Here is an 18,122-nt window from a genome sequence, read left to right as displayed (position 1 = left end):
TTCCGGCACCGCCAACGGCGTCCAGGACAGGGCCCCTTCAGCGGCCTCCCTGCGCCTGCTGCCGCCGCGCCACCTGCACGCCGCGGCGCCGTCACTGACGTCCGATCAGCAGGCGGCAGTTGATGTTCCCCAGGGGGCCGGGCCCGTACTGGTCCCGGGGGCGCCTGGGACGGGCAAGACCACGGTCCTTATCGAGGCTGCCGTCAAGCGCGTCCTGCGGGACGGCGTCGATCCCGAACGGATGCTGATCCTGGCGCCGAGCCGGCTGGCGGCGGATTTCCTGCGGGACCGTTTCACAGCCCGGCTGGACAGGAGCCTCAGTACCACGCCGGCGCGGACCTGGGCATCGTACGCCTTTGACGTGATCCGGCGCGCCAAGGCCGAGGGCGTCATTCCGCTGTCAAGGCCGCCGCGCCTCCTGTCCGGCCCTGAGCAGGACCTCATCATTAAGGAACTCCTGGAAGGCCACAGCCTGCCGGGACTCGAACTGCCCTGGCCCCGTGACCTGGACGGCGCGCTGGAAACCCGGGGGTTCCGCCACGAGGTGCGGCAACTTTTCGACCGGATCATCGAGTCCGGGCGGACTGCCGGGGACCTCGAGCAGCTCGGCCTCGAGTGCAGCAGGCCTGACTGGGTTGCGGCCGCTGCCCTCTACAGCGAGTACCGGGACGTCCTGGACCTGCGGATGCCGGAGGCGTTCGATCCCGCCGGAATCATCACCGCGGCACGCCAGATATTCCAGGATGTTCCTGAGTTCCTGGCTGCAGAACGCGCACGGCTGCAACTGATCCTGGTGGATGACATCCAGGAAGCAAACCCGGCAGTATTCGAGCTGCTGGCGGATATCGCCGGGGGACGGGACTGTTTCGTGGCGTCCTCGCCTGACACCGTGGTTCAGGGCTTCCGCGGAGCGCGGCCGGACCTGGTGGCTGAGCTGCCCCGGCTGCTGTCGCCGGAAGCCCCGGTCCTGGAGCGCCCGCTTTCGCATTCCCACCGGCTGGCTCCCGCCTTGGCCGATGCCTGGCTCGACGTTGCCGGGCGGATCTCGCAGCGGGCCGGCGGCCAGCTGGCGCGGCGGCTCCACCATCCGGAGGGAAACGTGCCGCAAGGGTCGGTTGAGGCGCATCTGGTTCCGTCGGCCGTGCATGAACTCCGTTACGTGGCCCAGCGGATCCTCGACCAGCACATCAATCACGGCCGTGATTTGACGGACATGGCGGTGATTGTGCGCAACGGAGGGCAGGTCAGCGAGCTGCAGCGCTACCTTTCCGGGCAGGGAATCCCGGTACGGGTGCCGGTGGCGGAATCCGCCGTCAGGGACGAGGTTGCCGTACGCCCGCTCCTGGACGCATTTGCGGTCGCCCTGGACCCCACGCTCCTGACTCCTGAGGCCGCGGTATCCCTTCTCACCTCACGCATCGGTGGTGCCACCTCCATTGAACTCCGCCGCCTTAGGCAGTCGCTGCGCCGCGAAGAGCTTTTGGGCGGCGGCGGGCGCGCCAGCGATTCGCTCCTCGTCGAAGCGCTTCTGCAGCCCGGTGCGCTCGCCACGCTCGGCATCGAGGGACGCGCCGCCCGCCGCACAGCCCGGATGATCCAGGCTGGCCGGGAAGCAGCATGCCAGCCAGGCGCCAACGCCGAGTCTGTGCTCTGGGCGCTGTGGAGCGCCACCGGTCTCGCCGACGGTTGGACGGAAACCGCACTGACCGGCGGCCCGCACGGTGCCAGGGCTGACCGCGACCTCGACGCGATGATGGCACTGTTCCACACCGCGGAGCGTTACGTGGACCAAATGCCGGGCGCCGGGCCTGAGCAGTTCCTGGAGTACCTGTTGAACCAGGAACTGCCCATGGATACCCTTGCCGCGCGGGCCCAGGTTGACGATGCCGTGGAGCTGATGACCCCCGCCAGCGCAGCCGGACGGGAATGGCCTGTGGTCATTGTCGCCGGCCTCCAGGAAGGAGTATGGCCCAACACCCGGCTTCGCGGTGAGCTCCTGGGCAGCACCCTCTACGCCGACGCCGTGGAGCATGGTGTCCAGTACGCGCTGCAACGCGATCCCCTGAGCCGGCTGCGCGACATCCGCTACGACGAACTTCGGAGCTTTTCCACCGCGGTGTCACGGTCCCGGGAGCTGCTGATCTGCACCGCCGTCTCATCGGAGGACGACCAGCCGTCGTCGTTCCTTGATTACATCGCCCCCTTGGAGCGGGACCAGGAAAGCAGGGGTTTCACTACGGTGGAACGCCCCATGACGCTGCGGGCCCTCGTTGCCGAACTCCGCCAACATGCACAACTGGACGGAAGCGGGGCGGCAGAGGCCCATGAGGCGGCGAGGGTACTTGCCCATCTCGCGGCCGCCAAGCCGCCGGTTCCCGGTGCCCACCCCGCCAGCTGGTGGGGGCTCGCCCCTCTCACGTCCGACGCACCCGTGGTGCCGCCCGGCGGAATCGTGTCCGTGTCGCCGTCGAAAGTCGAAACCGTGCAAAAGTCGCCGCTGGACTGGTTTGTGCAGGCAGCAGGCGGCGAAGCGGCGACGGACTTTGCCCGCAGTCTGGGAACACTGGTCCATGCCATCGCCCAGGAGATGCCGGATGCGTCCGGCACCGAGTACGTTGCGGAACTGGTCCGCCGCTGGCCCGCCTTGGGCATGAAGGACAACTGGGAGGGCAGGCTTGATTTCCAGCGCGCCGAATCGATGGTGCGCAAGCTCGCGCAGTACCTTGTGGTGATGAGGAGCGAGGGACGCAGCCTCGTAGGAGTGGAACAGGATTTCGAGGTGCCCCTCGGCGAAGTGAGGGTGGACGATGGCCTGCCGCGGGAAGCCATCCTCCGCGGCCAGGTGGACCGCCTGGAGATCGACGGCGAAGGCAGGCTGGTCATCGTGGACCTCAAAACAGGAAAGCGGCAGCCGGGCAAAAGTGAGCTGTCCAGGCACCCCCAGCTGGGCGCCTACCAGGCGGCAGTCCTGGCGGGCGGCTTCACGGGCAGCGGAAACAGCCAGGATGCCGGCCTTCCCGGCGGAGCAGTGCTGGCCCAGCTTGGAACAGGCGCGAAAAGCCCGGCAATCCAGCAGCAGGATGCGCTTGACCCGCAGGAAAACTGGGCCCTGGACATGGTGAAGGATGCAGCACAAGTGATGGGTGGCAGCGGGTTTGAGGCACGGCATGATCCGGCAAAGGGAAGCCATGGCGGCCATGGCTGCAAACTTCCTGAAGTGTGCCCGTTGTGTGCGCGCGGAAGGCAAGTGACTGAATGAGCCAGGACCTCCAGGTGCTTCAAGACCTCGAATTGCCGCCTGCTGCAGCGCTTCCCGGCGGGCCCTTACAGCCGCCGGAGGTACGGTTCAGCCCCGAGGAGCTGTCCGGGCTGCTCGGCGAAAAGAACGTGCCCACCCCGGAACAGTCCGCCATCATCTCCTCACCGCTGTCTCCGCGGCTGGTCATTGCCGGGGCCGGGTCGGGAAAGACCGCCACCATGGCGGACCGGGTAGTCTGGCTCGTCGCCAACGGCTGGGTCCGGCCCGAAGAAGTCCTCGGGGTGACCTTCACGCGGAAGGCGGCCGGCGAACTGGCGTCCCGGATCCGGGCAAAGCTGGTGGCCCTGCAGCGGCTGGTTTCCGCGGACACCGCAAACAAGGTTTTCCCCAAGGGCCTGATCAGCAGCGACGCGCTGGAACCGAAGGTGTCCACCTACCACTCATTCGCCAGCGGCATCGTGTCCGACTACGGGCTGCGCCTGGGGGTGGAACGCGATGTTGTCCTCCTCGGCGGCGCGCAGGCGTGGCAGCTCGCCAGCGAGGTGGTGGAAGCGTACGACGGCGAGTACGCGCACTTCCGTGCCGCAAAGTCCACCCTGGTGAAGGCAGTCATCCAGCTTGCCGGTGAATGTGCCGAGCACCTCCAGGAGCCGGAGGACGTCGAAGCCTGGCTGATGGCACGGCTCTCGGACTTTGAAGCGCTGCCCTACCTGGCCGACAAGAAAAAGAACCCTCCGCAGGCAGCGGCCGAGCTCGCCGGCATGCTCCGGACCAGGGCCAGCGTGGCGGACATGGTCGGCAGGTATGCGGCGGCCAAGCGGGCCCGCGGCGCGCTTGATTTTGGTGACCTGGTGGCACTTGCAGCCAAAGTCTCCCGGGACGTTCCACTGGCTGCCCAGATGGAGAGGCAGCGCTACAAGGTGGTGCTGCTCGATGAGTTCCAGGACACGTCCCACGCCCAGCTGGTCCTGTTCTCGCGCCTGTTCGGCGGCGGACATGCAGTCACGGCCGTCGGCGACCCCAACCAGTCCATCTACGGCTTCCGCGGGGCCTCAGCCGGTCAGCTGTTCCACTTCGTCCGCGAATTCCCTGTCCGCAACGGGCCGGCGGCAGAGCCCGGAAGCTGGGCACCTGCACCCACGTCCTACCTGACGACGGCCTGGCGGAACGGGCGGTCAATCCTGGCGGCGGCCAACGTCATGTCGGATTCGCTCAGTAAGGCCGAAGCGCAGCGGGCACCGGCAGGTGGCGGGGGAGCTGCCCGCGCGGAGGTGCCGCCGCTGCAGCCCAGCCCGCATGCCGTCGAGGGCGCCGTGGTACTGGGCCGCTTCGGAAGCGATGCCGAGGAAGCCTCCGCGCTCGCGGACGATGTTCTGAAGTATCAGATGACGGACTTCGAGCTGAAGCCCGACGGCTCTCCGGTGCCGCCGGCCATCGCCGTCCTGTGCCGCCGACGGGCACAGATGGAGACCATACGTCGACAGTTCGAGGCACGCGGCATCGCCTACGAGATCGTGGGCCTGGGCGGCCTCCTGGATACCCCGGAAGTGGTTGACCTCGTCGCTACCCTCCGTGTCCTGGCCGATCCCGGGCGCTCGGACGCGCTCATGCGGCTGCTGGCGGGGGCCAGATGGCGGATAGGACCCGCCGACCTGATGGCGTTGCGGGACTGGTCCAGCCAGCTGGCACGCAGGCGCGGTCATGCCCCGGACAAGTCCAGTGACGCGGAGTCCGCGGACGAACCGGCGGAAGCGGATGCGCCGGTCCTCGAGGGAGACCTGACTGACGGCGCGAGCCTGGTGGAGGCGTTGGACTGGCTTCCCCGGGAGGAATGGACATCCTCCAGCGGCAGGTCCCTCAGCGCCGAAGCCCGCAGCAGGCTGCTCCGGCTTTCGGCAGAGCTGCGGCACTTGCGCGGCTACCTCGGGGACGACCTCACAACCCTCCTGGGGGAAGTGGAAAGGGCCATGCTCCTGGACATCGAGGTGGCAGCCCGTCCCGGCGTCAGCATCCACCAGGCTCGCCGCAACCTTGACGCCTTCCAGGACGCCGCGGCGGGGTTCCTCCGGACGTCACAACGAGTGGACATCCTCGCCTTCCTGGCGTGGCTGGAAGCCGCCGCGACGGAAGAGAACGGCCTTGAGGCGCCTCCCGGCGACGTGAACCGGGAAGCGGTCCAACTCCTTACCGTCCATGCGTCCAAGGGCCTGGAATGGGATGTCGTCTTTGTCCCGGGATTGAACGCCGGCGCGTTTCCCACGGACAAGGACTCCCGCTGGAGCAGCGGGGCGGCGGCATTGCCGTGGCCACTGCGCGGAGACCGCGCCGACCTGCCGCAGTGGGACCTGGACCAGCCTGACCAAAAAGGCTGGCTGGACGCAGAGAAAGACTTCAAAGCAGCCGTCCAGGCCCACGGGGAATCCGAGGAGCGGCGGCTCGCCTACGTTGCCTATACCAGGGCAAAACATGTCCTGTGGGTGTCCAGCGCGGCGTGGGTGGGTTCCCGGGCGGGACGCGCAGAGATGTCGCCGTTCCTTACCGAACTGGAGGCGCTCCTCAGCACCGGCGGCGTATCGCCTGCCCGGGCCACAATCCATCCCCGGTCACTGGAAGAAGCCCAGTTGCCGGAGAACAGCCCGCTCACCGCCGAAACGGAGGTCGCCGGCTGGCCATATGATCCGCTGGAGGGTCCTGTGGACCCCCGGACAGGGGAACGGCTCCGCCTTGCCCGCGGACGCCGGAACACCATGGAAATGGCCGCTGCCCGCGTGCTTGCCGCCCTCGAGTCCGGTACCGGTGATCCGCAGTCTGCGTTCCCGGAAGCAGAACGCGAACCTGTGCCCGGCGATGCCACGGGGTTGACGGGAACCGCGGCCGGATGGGCCAGGGAAGCGGCCCTGCTGCTGGAACGGCGGGCCCGGAGGTCCAATGGCCAGGACGTCCACCTGCCCAGCCATATTTCCGCTTCAACCCTGGTGGACCTGGGCCAGGACCCGGCAGACGTCCTGGCCAGGCTCCGCCGGCCCGTCCCGCGGGAACCCGGAATGTCAGCGCGGAAGGGAACCGCATTCCACGCCTGGGTGGAGGAATACTTCGGTACAGCCGGCATGCTGGACCTCGGGGAAGCCCCCGGCTCAGACGACCACATCGACGCCGCCTACGACCTCGATTCCATGGTTGCCACTTTCCGGGCATCACCATGGGCTGAGAGGTCGCCGGCCTTCGTGGAGGTGCCGGTGGAGACCAGGGTTGGGGAAGTGGTGGTGCGCGGACGCATCGATGCTGTCTTCCAGGACGCTGACGGCCGCTGGGACCTGGTGGACTGGAAGACCGGGCGGCGGCCCTCCGGTACCCAGCTGAGGGCACGGTCGGTGCAGCTCGCCGTGTACCGGCTGGCCTGGGCACGGCTGAAGAACGTTCCCCTGGACGATGTGCGGGCCGCCTTCTTCTACGTTGCCGACAATGAGGTTGTGCGGCCCCATGACCTTGGGACGGCGGCTCAGCTGGAGGAAATCGTCGCGGCCGCGCTTCGCTCGCCGTGACGGTCGCCCCGGAGGCCGGCGCCGAAAGGCTTGCGTCCCGCTACGTCTGCTTGGCGTTGACGATGGAGATCGCGGCGGTGGAGGTGTCGTCCGAACCCTTCGCATCCAAGTCGTTGCCTGCGCCAGGCTGCGGCTCAACCGGAATGGGGGTTACGTGCACGGCAGGCTGCACCGGCACGGGAACCTTAACGGCGGGCTCGGCCGGCACGGGAACAACCGTAACGGCCGGCGCCCCGGTCAGGGGACCGCCGTCGGACGGGCCGACCCCGGAAGCGCCCGCAGTGGACCCGGCCACGGTGGAGGATCCCGCCAGCGGCGTTGCGGTCCCCGCGGCAACCGCGGGGGAGGGCAGGGGCTCCACGCTGATGGGCTGCCCGCCGTGCTCTGCGATATCGCTGGCCAGGGTTTCGAGCATGCTTTCAGCCTCGGCAACCATGCCGGGATCTCCGGCGGCGATCCCCTTCACCAGGTACTGGGCCAAGGCGAATTCGGCAGAAAGCGCGGCCCTGCGCAGCAGATGGTTGTCCGGGGTGTCCCGGCGGCTGGCTGTGTAGCCGGCCAGGACCGCGTCCACGAAGTCCTGCTCGTTGGACGCCACCAGCCAGGCAAAGTCGTCCGCGGGGTCGCCGATGCGAAGATCGGTCCACCCGGTGACGGCCGTGACGCGCTGGCCTTCCACCAGAAGGTTGTCCTCGTGCAGGTCGCCGTGGACCACACACGGATTGAAGCGCCACAGGGACACGTCCTCAAGGGCGTGTTCCCAGCGCAGGAGCAGGGCCGGCGGAATCTTTCCGGTAGTGGCTGCCTGGTCCAGTTCATTCAGCCGGCGCTGGCGGAACTCGTTGGGGGTGTAGCTGGGCAGGTCTGCGTTGCTGACCAAAGCGCGGGGCAGGTCGTGGATAGCGGCCAGGGCCACCCCGATTTCCCGGGCCAGGGTCTCCGGGCCCGCGGTGAGTTCCTCAACACTGCGGGTGCTCCCGGCAAGGTGCGAGTAGACAAACGTGCTCAGGGTTCCCAGCCGGACGCTGCCGGCCACCGTGGGCATCAGGAAGGGAAGTTCGGCACGGATGCCAGGGGCGAATGCCCGCAGCACCAGGAACTCGGTCTCCAGCCTGGCACTGGCCTCCGCATGCCGCGGCGACCGCACCCGCCAGCGCTTGCCCTCGGAATCCAGGAGCAGGGCTGAGTCGAAGTCCGCGGGATCATCCGGGGCAGAGCTAACGGCCGTTGGGGTCAGTCCGGGGACTGCCGCGGTTGCGACGGCTGCCAGTTCAATCGGTTTTCTTCTCACCGTTCCACGGTAGATTGCCCGCCGTCCAAGACACCGGTCTGACGGCGGCGAGTCTTCAGATACATGCAAATCCGGGTACCCATACATCCAAATCCGGGTACCCCCGGAGGAGGTCCGCGGCCCGTCCGGAAATGTGCATTGTCGGTCCCAGTCAGTACGGTGGACTCATGAGCCATGCGGAGTTTGCCACACCGGTCCATCAGGGGGTGCCGGCACTGTTGCCGGCGAACCACCTCCGGGACACCCTGCTTCCCGTCCCGCCAGCCTTGGTAGACCGGGGATCTGTTGTGCGGGCCAGGCCCGGCATGGTGGAGGAGCTCCTGGCACGGACTGAAACCCTGGCCATTGTCCTTTCCGGCCGGCAGGGACTGGTGCAGGGCAGCGGCCTTTTCACTGCCGGCGCCAAGGCGATGCTGGAGGGCCTGTCAGCGGCCGCGGTGACTCCGGAGCTTGTGGTCTACCTGGGCTCAGCCCTGCCGGGCGCGGACCTTCCTGCCGGCACCGAGCTGCTGCTGTTTGTCCTTCCGGAGGCTGTTAAGCCGGGCACCGCGGGCATCCCCGCCGATGCGGCATGGGCCGGGTTCCGTGATGTGGCGGCCGGCCTGAGCACAACGGACACTGCGTTGTTCGTAGAGGCAAGCGCCATCACCAACTGGCACGCCGGCCACACCCACTGCCCGCGCTGCGGGACGCCCACGCTGGTTGAAGCAGGAGGTTGGGTACGCCGGTGCCCCGCGGATTCGTCGGAACATTATCCGCGTACGGACCCTGCCATCATCGTCACCGTGGTGGGCCCGGATGGCCGGGTGCTGCTGGGCGGCGGCGGTGCCCCCGACGCAAAAAACTACTCAACCCTGGCTGGGTTCGTTGAGCCCGGAGAATCACTGGAGCAGGCAGTGGTGAGGGAAGTCCTTGAGGAAGTGGGAGTGCGTGTCACTGCCTGCCAATACCTCGGTTCGCAGTCCTGGCCCTTCCCCGCCTCCCTTATGCTTGGATTTACCGCCGTCACCGAAGATGCCGAGGCAACGCCCGACGGCGTGGAGGTCACCAGGGCGCGCTGGTTCAGCCGGGAGGAACTCCAGGACGCCGTGCTCAGCGGTGAGATCACCATTTCCAGCAGGCTCTCCATCGCGCGGGCGCTCATTGAGCACTGGTTCGGCGGGCGGATCGAGGACCGCCCCGCCGCCTGACACCCCATATCCACCAGACTCCAAGCATTCGGTAGTCGAGACACAAAAGCAGCAGAAGTGACTACAGAGCATATTGACGGAGCAGCCTCGCTCGAGGACCGCATCCTGGGCGGATTGGACGCCGAACAGCGCGAGGTGGCCAGCACCCTGAACGGCCCGCTGTGCGTTCTCGCCGGCGCCGGGACGGGGAAAACCCGCGCCATCACCCACCGCATCGCCTATGGCGTGCATTCCGGCGTCTACTCCCCGCAACGGCTGCTGGCCGTGACATTTACGGCGCGGGCCGCCGCCGAGATGCGCAGCCGGCTGCGGGACCTCGGGGCCGGCAACGTCCAGGCCCGCACCTTCCACGCTGCCGCCCTGCGCCAGCTCCAGTTCTTTTGGCCGCAGGCTGTTGGCGGCACGCTGCCCAACCTCCTGGACCACAAAGCGCAGATGCTAGCCGAGGCGGCCAGGCGCTTGCGGCTCAGTACGGACCGGGCGTCCATCCGGGATCTCGCGTCCGAGATCGAGTGGGCCAAGGTCTCCATGCTGACCCCGGCCAACTACCTGGAAAACGCGCAGGGCAGGGGAACCCCGGGCGGTTTTGACCTCACCGCGGTGGCCCGGGTGTTCCAGGCCTACGAGGACGTCAAGACGGACCGCAACGTCATCGACTTCGAGGACGTGCTGCTGATTACCGTCGGGATCCTCCAGGAGGATGAGAAGGTAGCTGCCACCGTCCGCGAGCAGTACCGGCATTTTGTGGTTGATGAGTACCAGGACGTGTCCCCGCTGCAGCAGCGGCTCCTGGAACTGTGGCTGGGCGGCCGCGACGAACTGTGCGTCGTGGGCGACGCCAGCCAGACCATCTACTCCTTCACCGGAGCGTCGCCCCGGCATCTTCTCGACTTCAAGGCCCGCTACCCACAGGCCAACGTGGTCAAGCTGATCAGGGACTACCGCTCCACACCGCAGGTGGTAAAGCTGGCGAACGATCTGCTGGCAGGCCGGCGAAGCGGCGGACCGGCCGCCGATGCCGCCTGGGCAACGCCCCTGCAGCTCGTGGCGCAGCGGCCTGCCGGGCCGGCACCCCACTTCACCGAGTGCTCAGATGACGAAGCGGAGGCCGCTACCGTCGCCCAGAAGATCAAGGTCCTTCTCGACGCCGGCACTCCCGCCAGCGAGGTGGCGATCCTGTTCCGCACCAACGGCCAGTCCGAGGCCTACGAGCAGGCCCTCGCCGCAGCAGGGATCGGGTACCAGCTGCGCGGAGGGGAACGCTTCTTCGCGCGTAAAGAGGTCCGGGACGCCATCCTCCAGCTGAGGGCGGCAACCAGGGCAGTCACGGAGACCGATTCGCCGGAGCCCCTTGGCCAGCTTGTCCGCGATATTGTCTCCTCCCTCGGCTACACGGATTCCGCTCCCCACAGCGGCGGGGCGCTGCGGGAGCGCTGGGAATCCCTGGCGGCACTCGTGGCCCTTGCCGATGAACTCGTGCAGGTCCGGGGCGCACAGTTCGGACTGGCGGATTTCGTCAACGAACTCCAGGAACGTTCACTGGCCCAGCATGCGCCCACTGTCCAGGGGGTGACGCTGGCATCCCTGCACGCCGCCAAGGGCCTGGAATGGGATGCGGTTTTCCTGGTGGGGCTCAGTGAAGGCCTGATGCCTATCTCCTTCGCCGACTCGCCCGAGTCCGTCGACGAGGAACGCCGGCTCCTGTACGTCGGGATCACCCGGGCGCGCGAGCACCTGTCGCTGTCCTGGAGCACGGCCCGCACGCCCGGCGGCCGCGCCAACCGTAAGCCGTCCCGGTTCCTCGACGGCCTGCGGCCGGATTCCGTGGTGAGCTCACACACGCGCGGCAAAGGCGCGGCACCCCGCCGGAAAGCAGCGGCCCCCGCCATGTGCAGGGTCTGCGGAAGCATGCTCGCAACCGGGGCGGAACGCAAGGTGGGACGCTGCAATGCCTGCCCGCCTACATACGAGGAACAGACCTTTGACGCGCTAAGGACCTGGCGCCGCGAAGTGGCACTGTCCGCCGAGGTCCCGGCCTTCGTGGTCTTCACCGATGCAACGCTCACAGCCATCGCCGAGGCCCGGCCTGCGTCCCTGGAAGAACTCGCAGGACTTGCCGGGGTGGGCCCCTCCAAGCTGGAAAAGTACGGGGAAGACATCCTTCGGGTCCTTACGGAAAGCACGTCCCTATGACCCGGTCTCCCGGGCCGCGGAACCGGCGTGACGGGGCCGCTGGCGCCGCCCTTACCACGGCTGACGGTGCTCCCGTGGAGGTCAGGCGTTCCGCCCGCCGCACGCGCACCGTGGCAGCCTTCTGGGAAAACGGGACCGCCGTTGTTGCCATCCCGGCCCGCTTCACGGCAGCACAGGAAAGAGAGTGGGTGCACCGCATGCTGGCAAAGCTTCAGCGCCAGGGGGAGCGGCGCGCCGCATCAGGCAGGAAACGGCCCGCCTCGGACGCAGCCCTCGCGGCGCACGCCGCGCACCTCTCGGCGCACTACCTGGGCGGACGCGCTGTCCCCACGTCAGTGCGCTGGGTCAGCAACCAAAACTCGCGGTGGGGGTCAGCCACCCCTGCGGATGGGACCATCCGCCTCTCGGACAAGCTCCGCCCCATGCCGCAATGGGTCATCGACTATGTGCTGCTCCACGAACTCGCCCACCTCCTGGTGGCCGCACACAATGCCGCTTTCTGGAAGCTGCTGGAGGCCTACCCGGAGACCCAACGCGCCAAGGCGTTCCTTGAAGGCGTCTCCTTCGCCACCGCACGCGGCCTCACGGACAACGGAGGGGGAGGCGGCGTGCCGGAGCAGGAACCCTGGCCGGACGACGCCGACTAGGCCCCACCCCGGCGGCCACCGCAGGCCTCAGCTCTTCGGCTGCTTGTCCCCGCCGTCGTCGTCCTGTGAATCTTCGTCTTTGTCCGGCCCGGCGTCTTTCCCGGCATCCGAGCCCGGCGCCTCGTCGAAGCCGCCGCTGAGCAGTTTCTGCAGGGCATCATCCACTTCGCTGTCGCTGGCTTCGGCCAGTTTGCGGCGCCCGCTGAAGCCCTTGGGATCGTCCAGGTCCTCGGCGGTGGGCAGCAGGTCCGGGTGGTGCCAGATGGCGTCGCGGCCCTCGATGCCGCGCTCTTCCTTCAGGGTGGCCCACAGCGTGGCGGCGTCACGCAGCCGCCGGGGACGCAGCTCAAGGCCCACCAGTGACGCGAAGGCGTGCTCGGCCGGGCCGCCCGTGGCGCGGCGGCGCCGGACGGTTTCGCGCAGGGCGCCGGCGGAGGGCAACATCTTTTCGGTCGCCGCGGCCGTCAGTTCGTCCACCCAGCCCTCCACGAGGGCGAGCGCGGTTTCCAGCTTCTCGAGGGCCTGTTCCTGGGCAGGGGTCCGCTGGGGCATAAAGACGCCCTGGGACAGGGCCTCCTGGATCCCTTCGGGGTTGCTCGGGTCCAGGTCCCGGGCCAATTCCTCGATGCGCGAGGTGTCGATGTGGATGCCGCGCGCATAGGCTTCGATAGCGCCGAGCAGATGCCCCCGCAGCCAGGGAACCTGGACGAAAAGACGGGCATGGGCCGCTTCGCGGACGGCGAGGAAGAGCCGGATGTCGTTTTCAGGCAGGGACAGGCCCTCACCGAACGCGGCAACGTTCGCCGGCAGCAGCGCCATTTCAAGGTCGGCAAGGGGCACGCCGATATCCGTGGAACTGACCACGTCGGCGGAGAGGGCGCCGATGGCCTGCCCCAGCTGCATGCCGAAGATGGCTCCGCCCATGTTCTGGAGCATGGAGGAAGCGCCGCCCATCATGGACTTCATCTCCTCGGGCATCTGCTCCGTCATGGCGGATGAAAGCGCGTTGGCGATGCTGTTGGCCACGGGTTCCGTCAGCCTCTTCCAGGTGCCCAGCGTGGCCTCGACCCATTCCGCGCGGGACCAGGCCCGGCCGATCAGGCCGGTGGCCGGCAGATCCGTGACAGGGTCCAGCCACAGTTCGGCCAGGCGGAGGGCCTCGTCCACATCACGCGACTGCTGGGAGGTCACCGATGGGTCCGAGCTGCTTGCTGCGACGCGCCGTGCATTGTCGTGCGCCAGGGTCCAGTTGACTGGCCCCTCGGACGGGGCACTCATCATGGCCTGCACCTGGGAGAACATGTGCGCCAGCAGATTGGGGTCGTTCGGCAGGCCGGCAGCCTTGGCGAGTTCGGCGGGGTCGAAATTTTCCATCCCCTTGCCGCCCATCAGGTTCTGCAGCATCTCGGTCAACGGATCCTTGGGGGTATCGTCGCCGTTGGACGGATTAAGTGGATTGGAGGTCATGATCCCGCCGATCGTCGGTGTGACTGTTGATCAACCTTCACCGTACCCCGGCCATGGTCGGCTGTCTGCCGCACTGCGTTGTCGTTCGCTGTAGGCAAAGAGCTGTCCCTGTCTGCCACCGCGTAGTGTTGGTGGGGTGACTACAACCCGTGGCGGCTACCCCTCCGAGGACCACGCCCCTGAGCTTCCCCACGATGGCTTTTCCTGGGAAAAAGAGGCAGGCATAACGGCCGACGGCGGGACCGCACCTGAAGAGGCCGGCACACCGCCGCGGGACCCGCGGGTGTCCACCATGATGCTGGCAGGCATGGCCGCGCTGGGCCTTGGAATCGGCGTCGCCACGATTCCCGTCCCGTATGTTGTGGAATCACCCGGCCCCACGTACAACACGCTGGGGCAAAGCCAGGGAACCCCGGTCATCAAAGTCACCGGCCGGGAATCGTACCCCGCTGCGGGGAACCTCGACCTGACCACCGTGTACGTCGCCGGCGGCCCCAACGGGCCAGTCAGCATTATCGGTGCCTTTTCAGCCTGGCTGGACCGGACCAAGGCTGTCCACCCGGTGGAGCTCCTCTATCCCACGGGGACCACCCGGCAGGAAGCCGAGGAGCAAAGCGCCGTGGCCATGACCACCTCGCAGGAGAACGCCGTGGCCTCGGCACTCAACGAGCTGGATATCCCTTTCGGCCAGCAGCTTCAGGCAGCGAACCTTTCCGAAGGATCAGCGTCGGCGGGCAAGATTCAGCCCGGGGACATCCTGAAATCCATCAACGGCAAGGACATCACCGCGCTGTCCGTCATCCAGGAGGAACTGGCCGCGGGCAACGGCGCCCCCGCCGCCGTCGTCCTGGAGCGCGAAGGGCAGCCGGTCACCGAAACCATCACCCCGAAGGACAACGGCCAGGGCCGGTTCATCCTCGGTGTCATGCTCAAGTACCTGTTCACTTTCCCCTTTGACGTGGAGATCTCCCTGGAGAAGGTAGGCGGTCCGTCCGCCGGCCTGATGTTCTCGCTCGGCATTATCGACACCGTCACCCCCGGTGACCTGACCGGCGGCAAGCACATCGCGGGGACCGGCACCATTACACCGGACGGGGCGGTGGGACCCATCGGCGGGATCGGACAGAAGATGCAGGCTGCACGCGCCGGGGGAGCCACCCTGTTCCTGGCGCCCGCTGCCAACTGCGAGCAGGTGGCAGGCCACATCCCCGACGGCCTGCAGGTGGTACGGGTCGAGAACCTGGCAGAGGCCAGGGCCGCCGTCGAACGCGCCGGCAGCGGCCAGGACACATCCGGCCTGCCGGGCTGCGCAAACAACTAGACTGGGCGCAACTAGACTCGACAGGAACTAAGCTTTACCGCCACTCGTGGCAATTATGACGGGCAAAACCAGCCGTTTGACCGGTGGAGTTCGTCGCTCGCACGCACGCTTCGAATATCTGACGACCAGCTATGAGGTACCCAGTTTGTCCCGTCCCGCCAGCACCATGTCCACAGGCAGACCCCCATCACGGCGCGGCGCACTGACGCCCACCCTGATCGTCGTTGCCCTCGTGGTTGTGGGCTTCATCTTCTTCGCCAATGTCTGGACCGATGTCCTCTGGTATCGGCAGCTGGGCTTCATTGAAGTCTTCGTCACCGAGAACCTGGCCAGGATCGGCATCTTCGCTGCCGGATTCGCCATGATGTTCGCCGCCGTGTTCTTCGCGATACGCATCGCCTACCACGCCCGGCCGGTCTACGCCCCGGACTCCGACATCCGGGACAACCTCAACCGTTACCAGGCCCAGCTGGAACCCGTCCGCCGGGTAGTCATGGTGGGCCTGCCCGTCCTCTTCGGACTCTTCGCGGGCAGCGCCGCCGCAAGCCAGTGGCAGAAGGTCCTGCTCTTCTTCAACCAGGAGGGCTTCGGCAAGCAGGACCCCGAATTCGGAATGGACATCAGCTTCTATCTGATGGTCCTGCCGTTCCTTGGGTTCGTCACCGGCTTCCTGATCAGCGTTGTGGTCATCGCAGGCATCGCTGGCATCCTCACGCACTACCTCTACGGCAGCATCCGCCTGATGGAACGCGGCGTGTTCACGAGCCGCGCAGCCCAGATCCACATCGCCGTCACCGGTGCCGCCTTCCTGGTGCTGCTGGGCGTGAACTTCTGGCTGGACCGTTTCTCCGCGGTGCAGAGCAACAACGGCCGCTGGGCCGGTGCCCTTTATACGGACGTCAACGCGGTGATCCCCACCAAAGCCATCCTGGCCGTGGCCGCCGTACTCGTTGCCATCCTGTTTGTCGTCGCGGCCGTCATCGGACGCTGGCGCCTGCCTGTTATCGGCACAGCCATGCTGGTGATCACCTCCATTCTCGCCGGCGGCGTCTACCCCTGGGTCATCCAGCAGTTCCAGGTGCGGCCCTCCGAGGAAACGCTGGAAAAGGAATTCATTCAGCGCAACATCGACAACACCCGCAGCGCCTACGGCCTGGACACCATCCAGGTGAGCCGCTACGACGCCACCAACACCGCAAGCACCGGAGCCCTCGCGCCGGACGCCCAGACCACCGCGAACATCCGACTGCTGGACCCGAACCTGATCTCCGACGCGTTCTCCCAGCTCGAGCAGTACCGCCCGTACTACCAGTTCCCGGAAGCGCTGAACGTTGACCGCTACGAAGTGGACGGCAAGATCCAGGACACCGTGATCGCGGTCCGCGAGCTGAACCCCACGAACGTTGCCACGAACCAGCAGGGCTGGCTCAACCAGCACGTGGTGTACACGCACGGCTACGGCGTCGTGGCCGCAAAGGGCAACAAGTTCACCGTGGACGGCAAGCCCGAGTTCCTCCAGTCCGGCATCCCGTCCACGGGCGTGCTCGGTGATGATTCAAGCTACGAGCCCCGGATCTACTTCGGCGAATCGTCCCCGGACTACTCGATCGTAGGTGCCCCGGACGGTGCCCCCGCCCGTGAGCAGGACAGGCCGTCCGGGCGCGAGGGCGAAGGGGAAACCCAGTACACCTTTGAAGGCAATGGCGGGCCCAACGTGGGCAGCTTCTTCAACAAGGTCCTGTACTCCGTTAAGTTCCAGTCGTCGGACCTGCTGCTCTCGGACGGCGTGAACCCCGAGTCGCAGATCCTGTACGACCGCAACCCGCGCGATCGTGTCGAGAAGGTTGCGCCCTACCTGACAGTTGACGGCAACGCCTACCCGGCAGTTGTGGACGGCCGCGTCAAGTGGATCGTGGACGGCTACACCACCAGCCAGTACTACCCGTACTCGCAGCAGGAACAGCTGTCGGACGCCACCGCGGACTCCCAGACCACGTCAGGCCGGGCGGTTGCCCTGCCCAACAGCACGGTCAACTACATCCGGAACTCGGTTAAGGCCACGGTGGACGCCTATGACGGCTCCGTAACCCTGTACGCCTGGGATGACCAGGACCCGCTGCTGAAGGCCTGGCAGAAGGTGTTCCCCACTTCACTGAAGCCTTATTCGGAGATGTCGGGCGACGTTATGAGCCACGTCCGCTATCCGGAGGACCTGTTCAAAGTCCAGCGCCAGCTTCTGGGCGAGTACCACGTCACCGATCCCTCCAGCTTCTACAAGACCAACGACGCCTGGAGTGTTCCCGCGGATCCCACCGTGGACACGGACGTCAAGCAGCCGCCGTTCTACATGTCGCTGCAGATGCCGGACCAGGACAAGCCCGCGTTCCAGCTGACGTCCTCCTTCATTCCGCAGATCGTCAACGGCAACGCACGCAACGTCCTCTACGGCTTCCTGGCAGCGGACTCGGATGCCGGCAACCAGGCAGGCGTCAAGGCCGATAGCTACGGCAAGCTCCGGCTGCTGCAGATCCCGCCGGAGATCCAGGTTCCCGGCCCGGGCCAGGCGCAGAACAAGTTCAACTCCGACCCCACCGTGTCGCAGGCCCTCAACCTGCTGCGCCAGGGTGCATCGGACGTATTGAACGGCAACCTGCTGACATTGCCTGTGGGCGGCGGCATCCTGTACGTCCAGCCGGTCTACCTCAAGTCCACCGGCGAGACGTCGTACCCCACCCTGCAGCGCGTCCTGGTGGCCTTTGGCGACAAGGTGGGCTTCGCGCCCACGCTGGATGAGGCGCTGAAGCAACTCTTCGGCGGAGACTCCGGTGCTGCCGCCGGCGACTCGGACAACAACGGGCAGACCCCGGCTGATCCCGGGGCTCCGGCTGCTCCTCCCGGGGGAGCGGACGCCAAGGCGGACCTGAAGGCGGCACTGGAGGAAGCCAACGCGGCGATCCAGGCAGGGCAGGCAGCACTGGCCGCCGGTGACTTCGCCGCCTACGGCGAGGCCCAGAAGCGGATCCAGGCTGCGCTGCAAAGGGCAGTGGACGCCGAGGCCAAGATCCCGGTAGCAGCCCCGGAGGCCACCCCGGCGCCGGCAGCCACTGCCACGCCTGAAGCTACGCCCTCGCCTTCAGCGAGCAGCTAGATCCGACGACGGCGGCCCGGCACCTGCCCCTTTGCGGGCGGGTGCCGGGCCGGCGTAACGGAGA

9 protein-coding genes are annotated in these 18,122 nt (G+C 67.2%); 7 read left to right on the top strand and 2 right to left on the bottom strand.

Features of this window, described 5'->3' with window-relative positions; genetic code table 11:
• Positions 1 to 49: 49 nt before the first annotated feature.
• Positions 50 to 3,259 (top strand): ATP-dependent helicase, encoded by a 3,210-nt coding sequence (locus ACZ9BC_RS11485; RefSeq protein WP_476246483.1) that lies wholly within the window; start codon positions 50 to 52, stop codon positions 3,257 to 3,259.
• Complete coding sequence (locus ACZ9BC_RS11480) at positions 3,256 to 6,801, top strand: ATP-dependent helicase (RefSeq protein WP_476246057.1); 3,546 nt, start codon at positions 3,256 to 3,258, stop codon at positions 6,799 to 6,801. The genes ACZ9BC_RS11485 and ACZ9BC_RS11480 overlap by 4 nt, the downstream gene beginning before the upstream one ends.
• Positions 6,802 to 6,841: 40 nt before the next feature.
• On the opposite strand, the gene ACZ9BC_RS11475 is transcribed toward ACZ9BC_RS11480, so the two are convergent.
• Positions 6,842 to 8,092: a macrolide 2'-phosphotransferase gene (locus ACZ9BC_RS11475; RefSeq protein ID WP_476246056.1), complete on the bottom strand. Its 1,251-nt coding sequence runs from the start codon at positions 8,090 to 8,092 to the stop codon at positions 6,842 to 6,844.
• A 167-nt stretch (positions 8,093 to 8,259) separates the two neighbouring features.
• On the opposite strand from ACZ9BC_RS11475, the gene nudC reads away from it, so the two are divergent.
• From nudC to ACZ9BC_RS11460, 3 genes are read left to right on the top strand one after another with little or no spacing between them, the layout of a single operon-like run.
• Positions 8,260 to 9,282 (top strand): NAD(+) diphosphatase, encoded by a 1,023-nt coding sequence (gene nudC, locus ACZ9BC_RS11470; protein ID WP_476246055.1) that lies wholly within the window; start codon positions 8,260 to 8,262, stop codon positions 9,280 to 9,282.
• A gap of 57 nt (positions 9,283 to 9,339) precedes the next feature.
• Entirely contained in the window at positions 9,340 to 11,475 is a 2,136-nt protein-coding gene (locus ACZ9BC_RS11465; RefSeq protein WP_476246054.1) for an ATP-dependent DNA helicase UvrD2, read from the top strand.
• On the top strand, positions 11,472 to 12,122 hold the full coding sequence (locus ACZ9BC_RS11460) for a M48 metallopeptidase family protein (RefSeq protein ID WP_476246053.1): 651 nt from the start codon (positions 11,472 to 11,474) through the stop codon (positions 12,120 to 12,122). The genes ACZ9BC_RS11465 and ACZ9BC_RS11460 overlap by 4 nt, the downstream gene beginning before the upstream one ends.
• A gap of 27 nt (positions 12,123 to 12,149) precedes the next feature.
• On the opposite strand, the gene ACZ9BC_RS11455 is transcribed toward ACZ9BC_RS11460, so the two are convergent.
• On the bottom strand, positions 12,150 to 13,589 hold the full coding sequence (locus ACZ9BC_RS11455; protein WP_476246052.1) for a zinc-dependent metalloprotease: 1,440 nt from the start codon (positions 13,587 to 13,589) through the stop codon (positions 12,150 to 12,152).
• 136 nt (positions 13,590 to 13,725) lie between these two features.
• Between ACZ9BC_RS11455 and ACZ9BC_RS11450 the strand changes: the two genes are divergently transcribed.
• Together ACZ9BC_RS11450 and ACZ9BC_RS11445 are read left to right on the top strand one after the other, a co-directional pair.
• Positions 13,726 to 14,910: a YlbL family protein gene (locus tag ACZ9BC_RS11450; RefSeq protein WP_476246051.1), complete on the top strand. Its 1,185-nt coding sequence runs from the start codon at positions 13,726 to 13,728 to the stop codon at positions 14,908 to 14,910.
• Between the two features lie 166 nt (positions 14,911 to 15,076).
• Positions 15,077 to 18,058, top strand: a complete 2,982-nt coding sequence (locus tag ACZ9BC_RS11445; RefSeq protein WP_476246050.1) for a UPF0182 family membrane protein — start codon at positions 15,077 to 15,079, stop codon at positions 18,056 to 18,058.
• Positions 18,059 to 18,122: the final 64 nt, after the last annotated feature.

This window comes from Pseudarthrobacter sp. TE3704, from assembly GCF_056279405.1.
The sequence above is the reverse complement of the archived record's forward strand: the minus strand, read 5'-3'. Positions and strand labels throughout refer to the sequence as shown.

What these genes read in the sequence shown, in the direction of transcription:
- ACZ9BC_RS11480 (WP_476246057.1), top strand. Translation starts at nt 3,256, where the DNA reads ATGAGCCAGGACCTCCAGGTGCTTCAAGACCTCGAATTGCCGCCTGCT.
- nudC (WP_476246055.1), top strand. Translation starts at nt 8,260, where the DNA reads ATGAGCCATGCGGAGTTTGCCACACCGGTCCATCAGGGGGTGCCGGCA.
- ACZ9BC_RS11460 (WP_476246053.1), top strand. Translation starts at nt 11,472, where the DNA reads ATGACCCGGTCTCCCGGGCCGCGGAACCGGCGTGACGGGGCCGCTGGC.
- ACZ9BC_RS11455 (WP_476246052.1), bottom strand. Translation starts at nt 13,589, where the DNA reads ATGACCTCCAATCCACTTAATCCGTCCAACGGCGACGATACCCCCAAG.
- ACZ9BC_RS11445 (WP_476246050.1), top strand. Translation starts at nt 15,077, where the DNA reads ATGTCCACAGGCAGACCCCCATCACGGCGCGGCGCACTGACGCCCACC.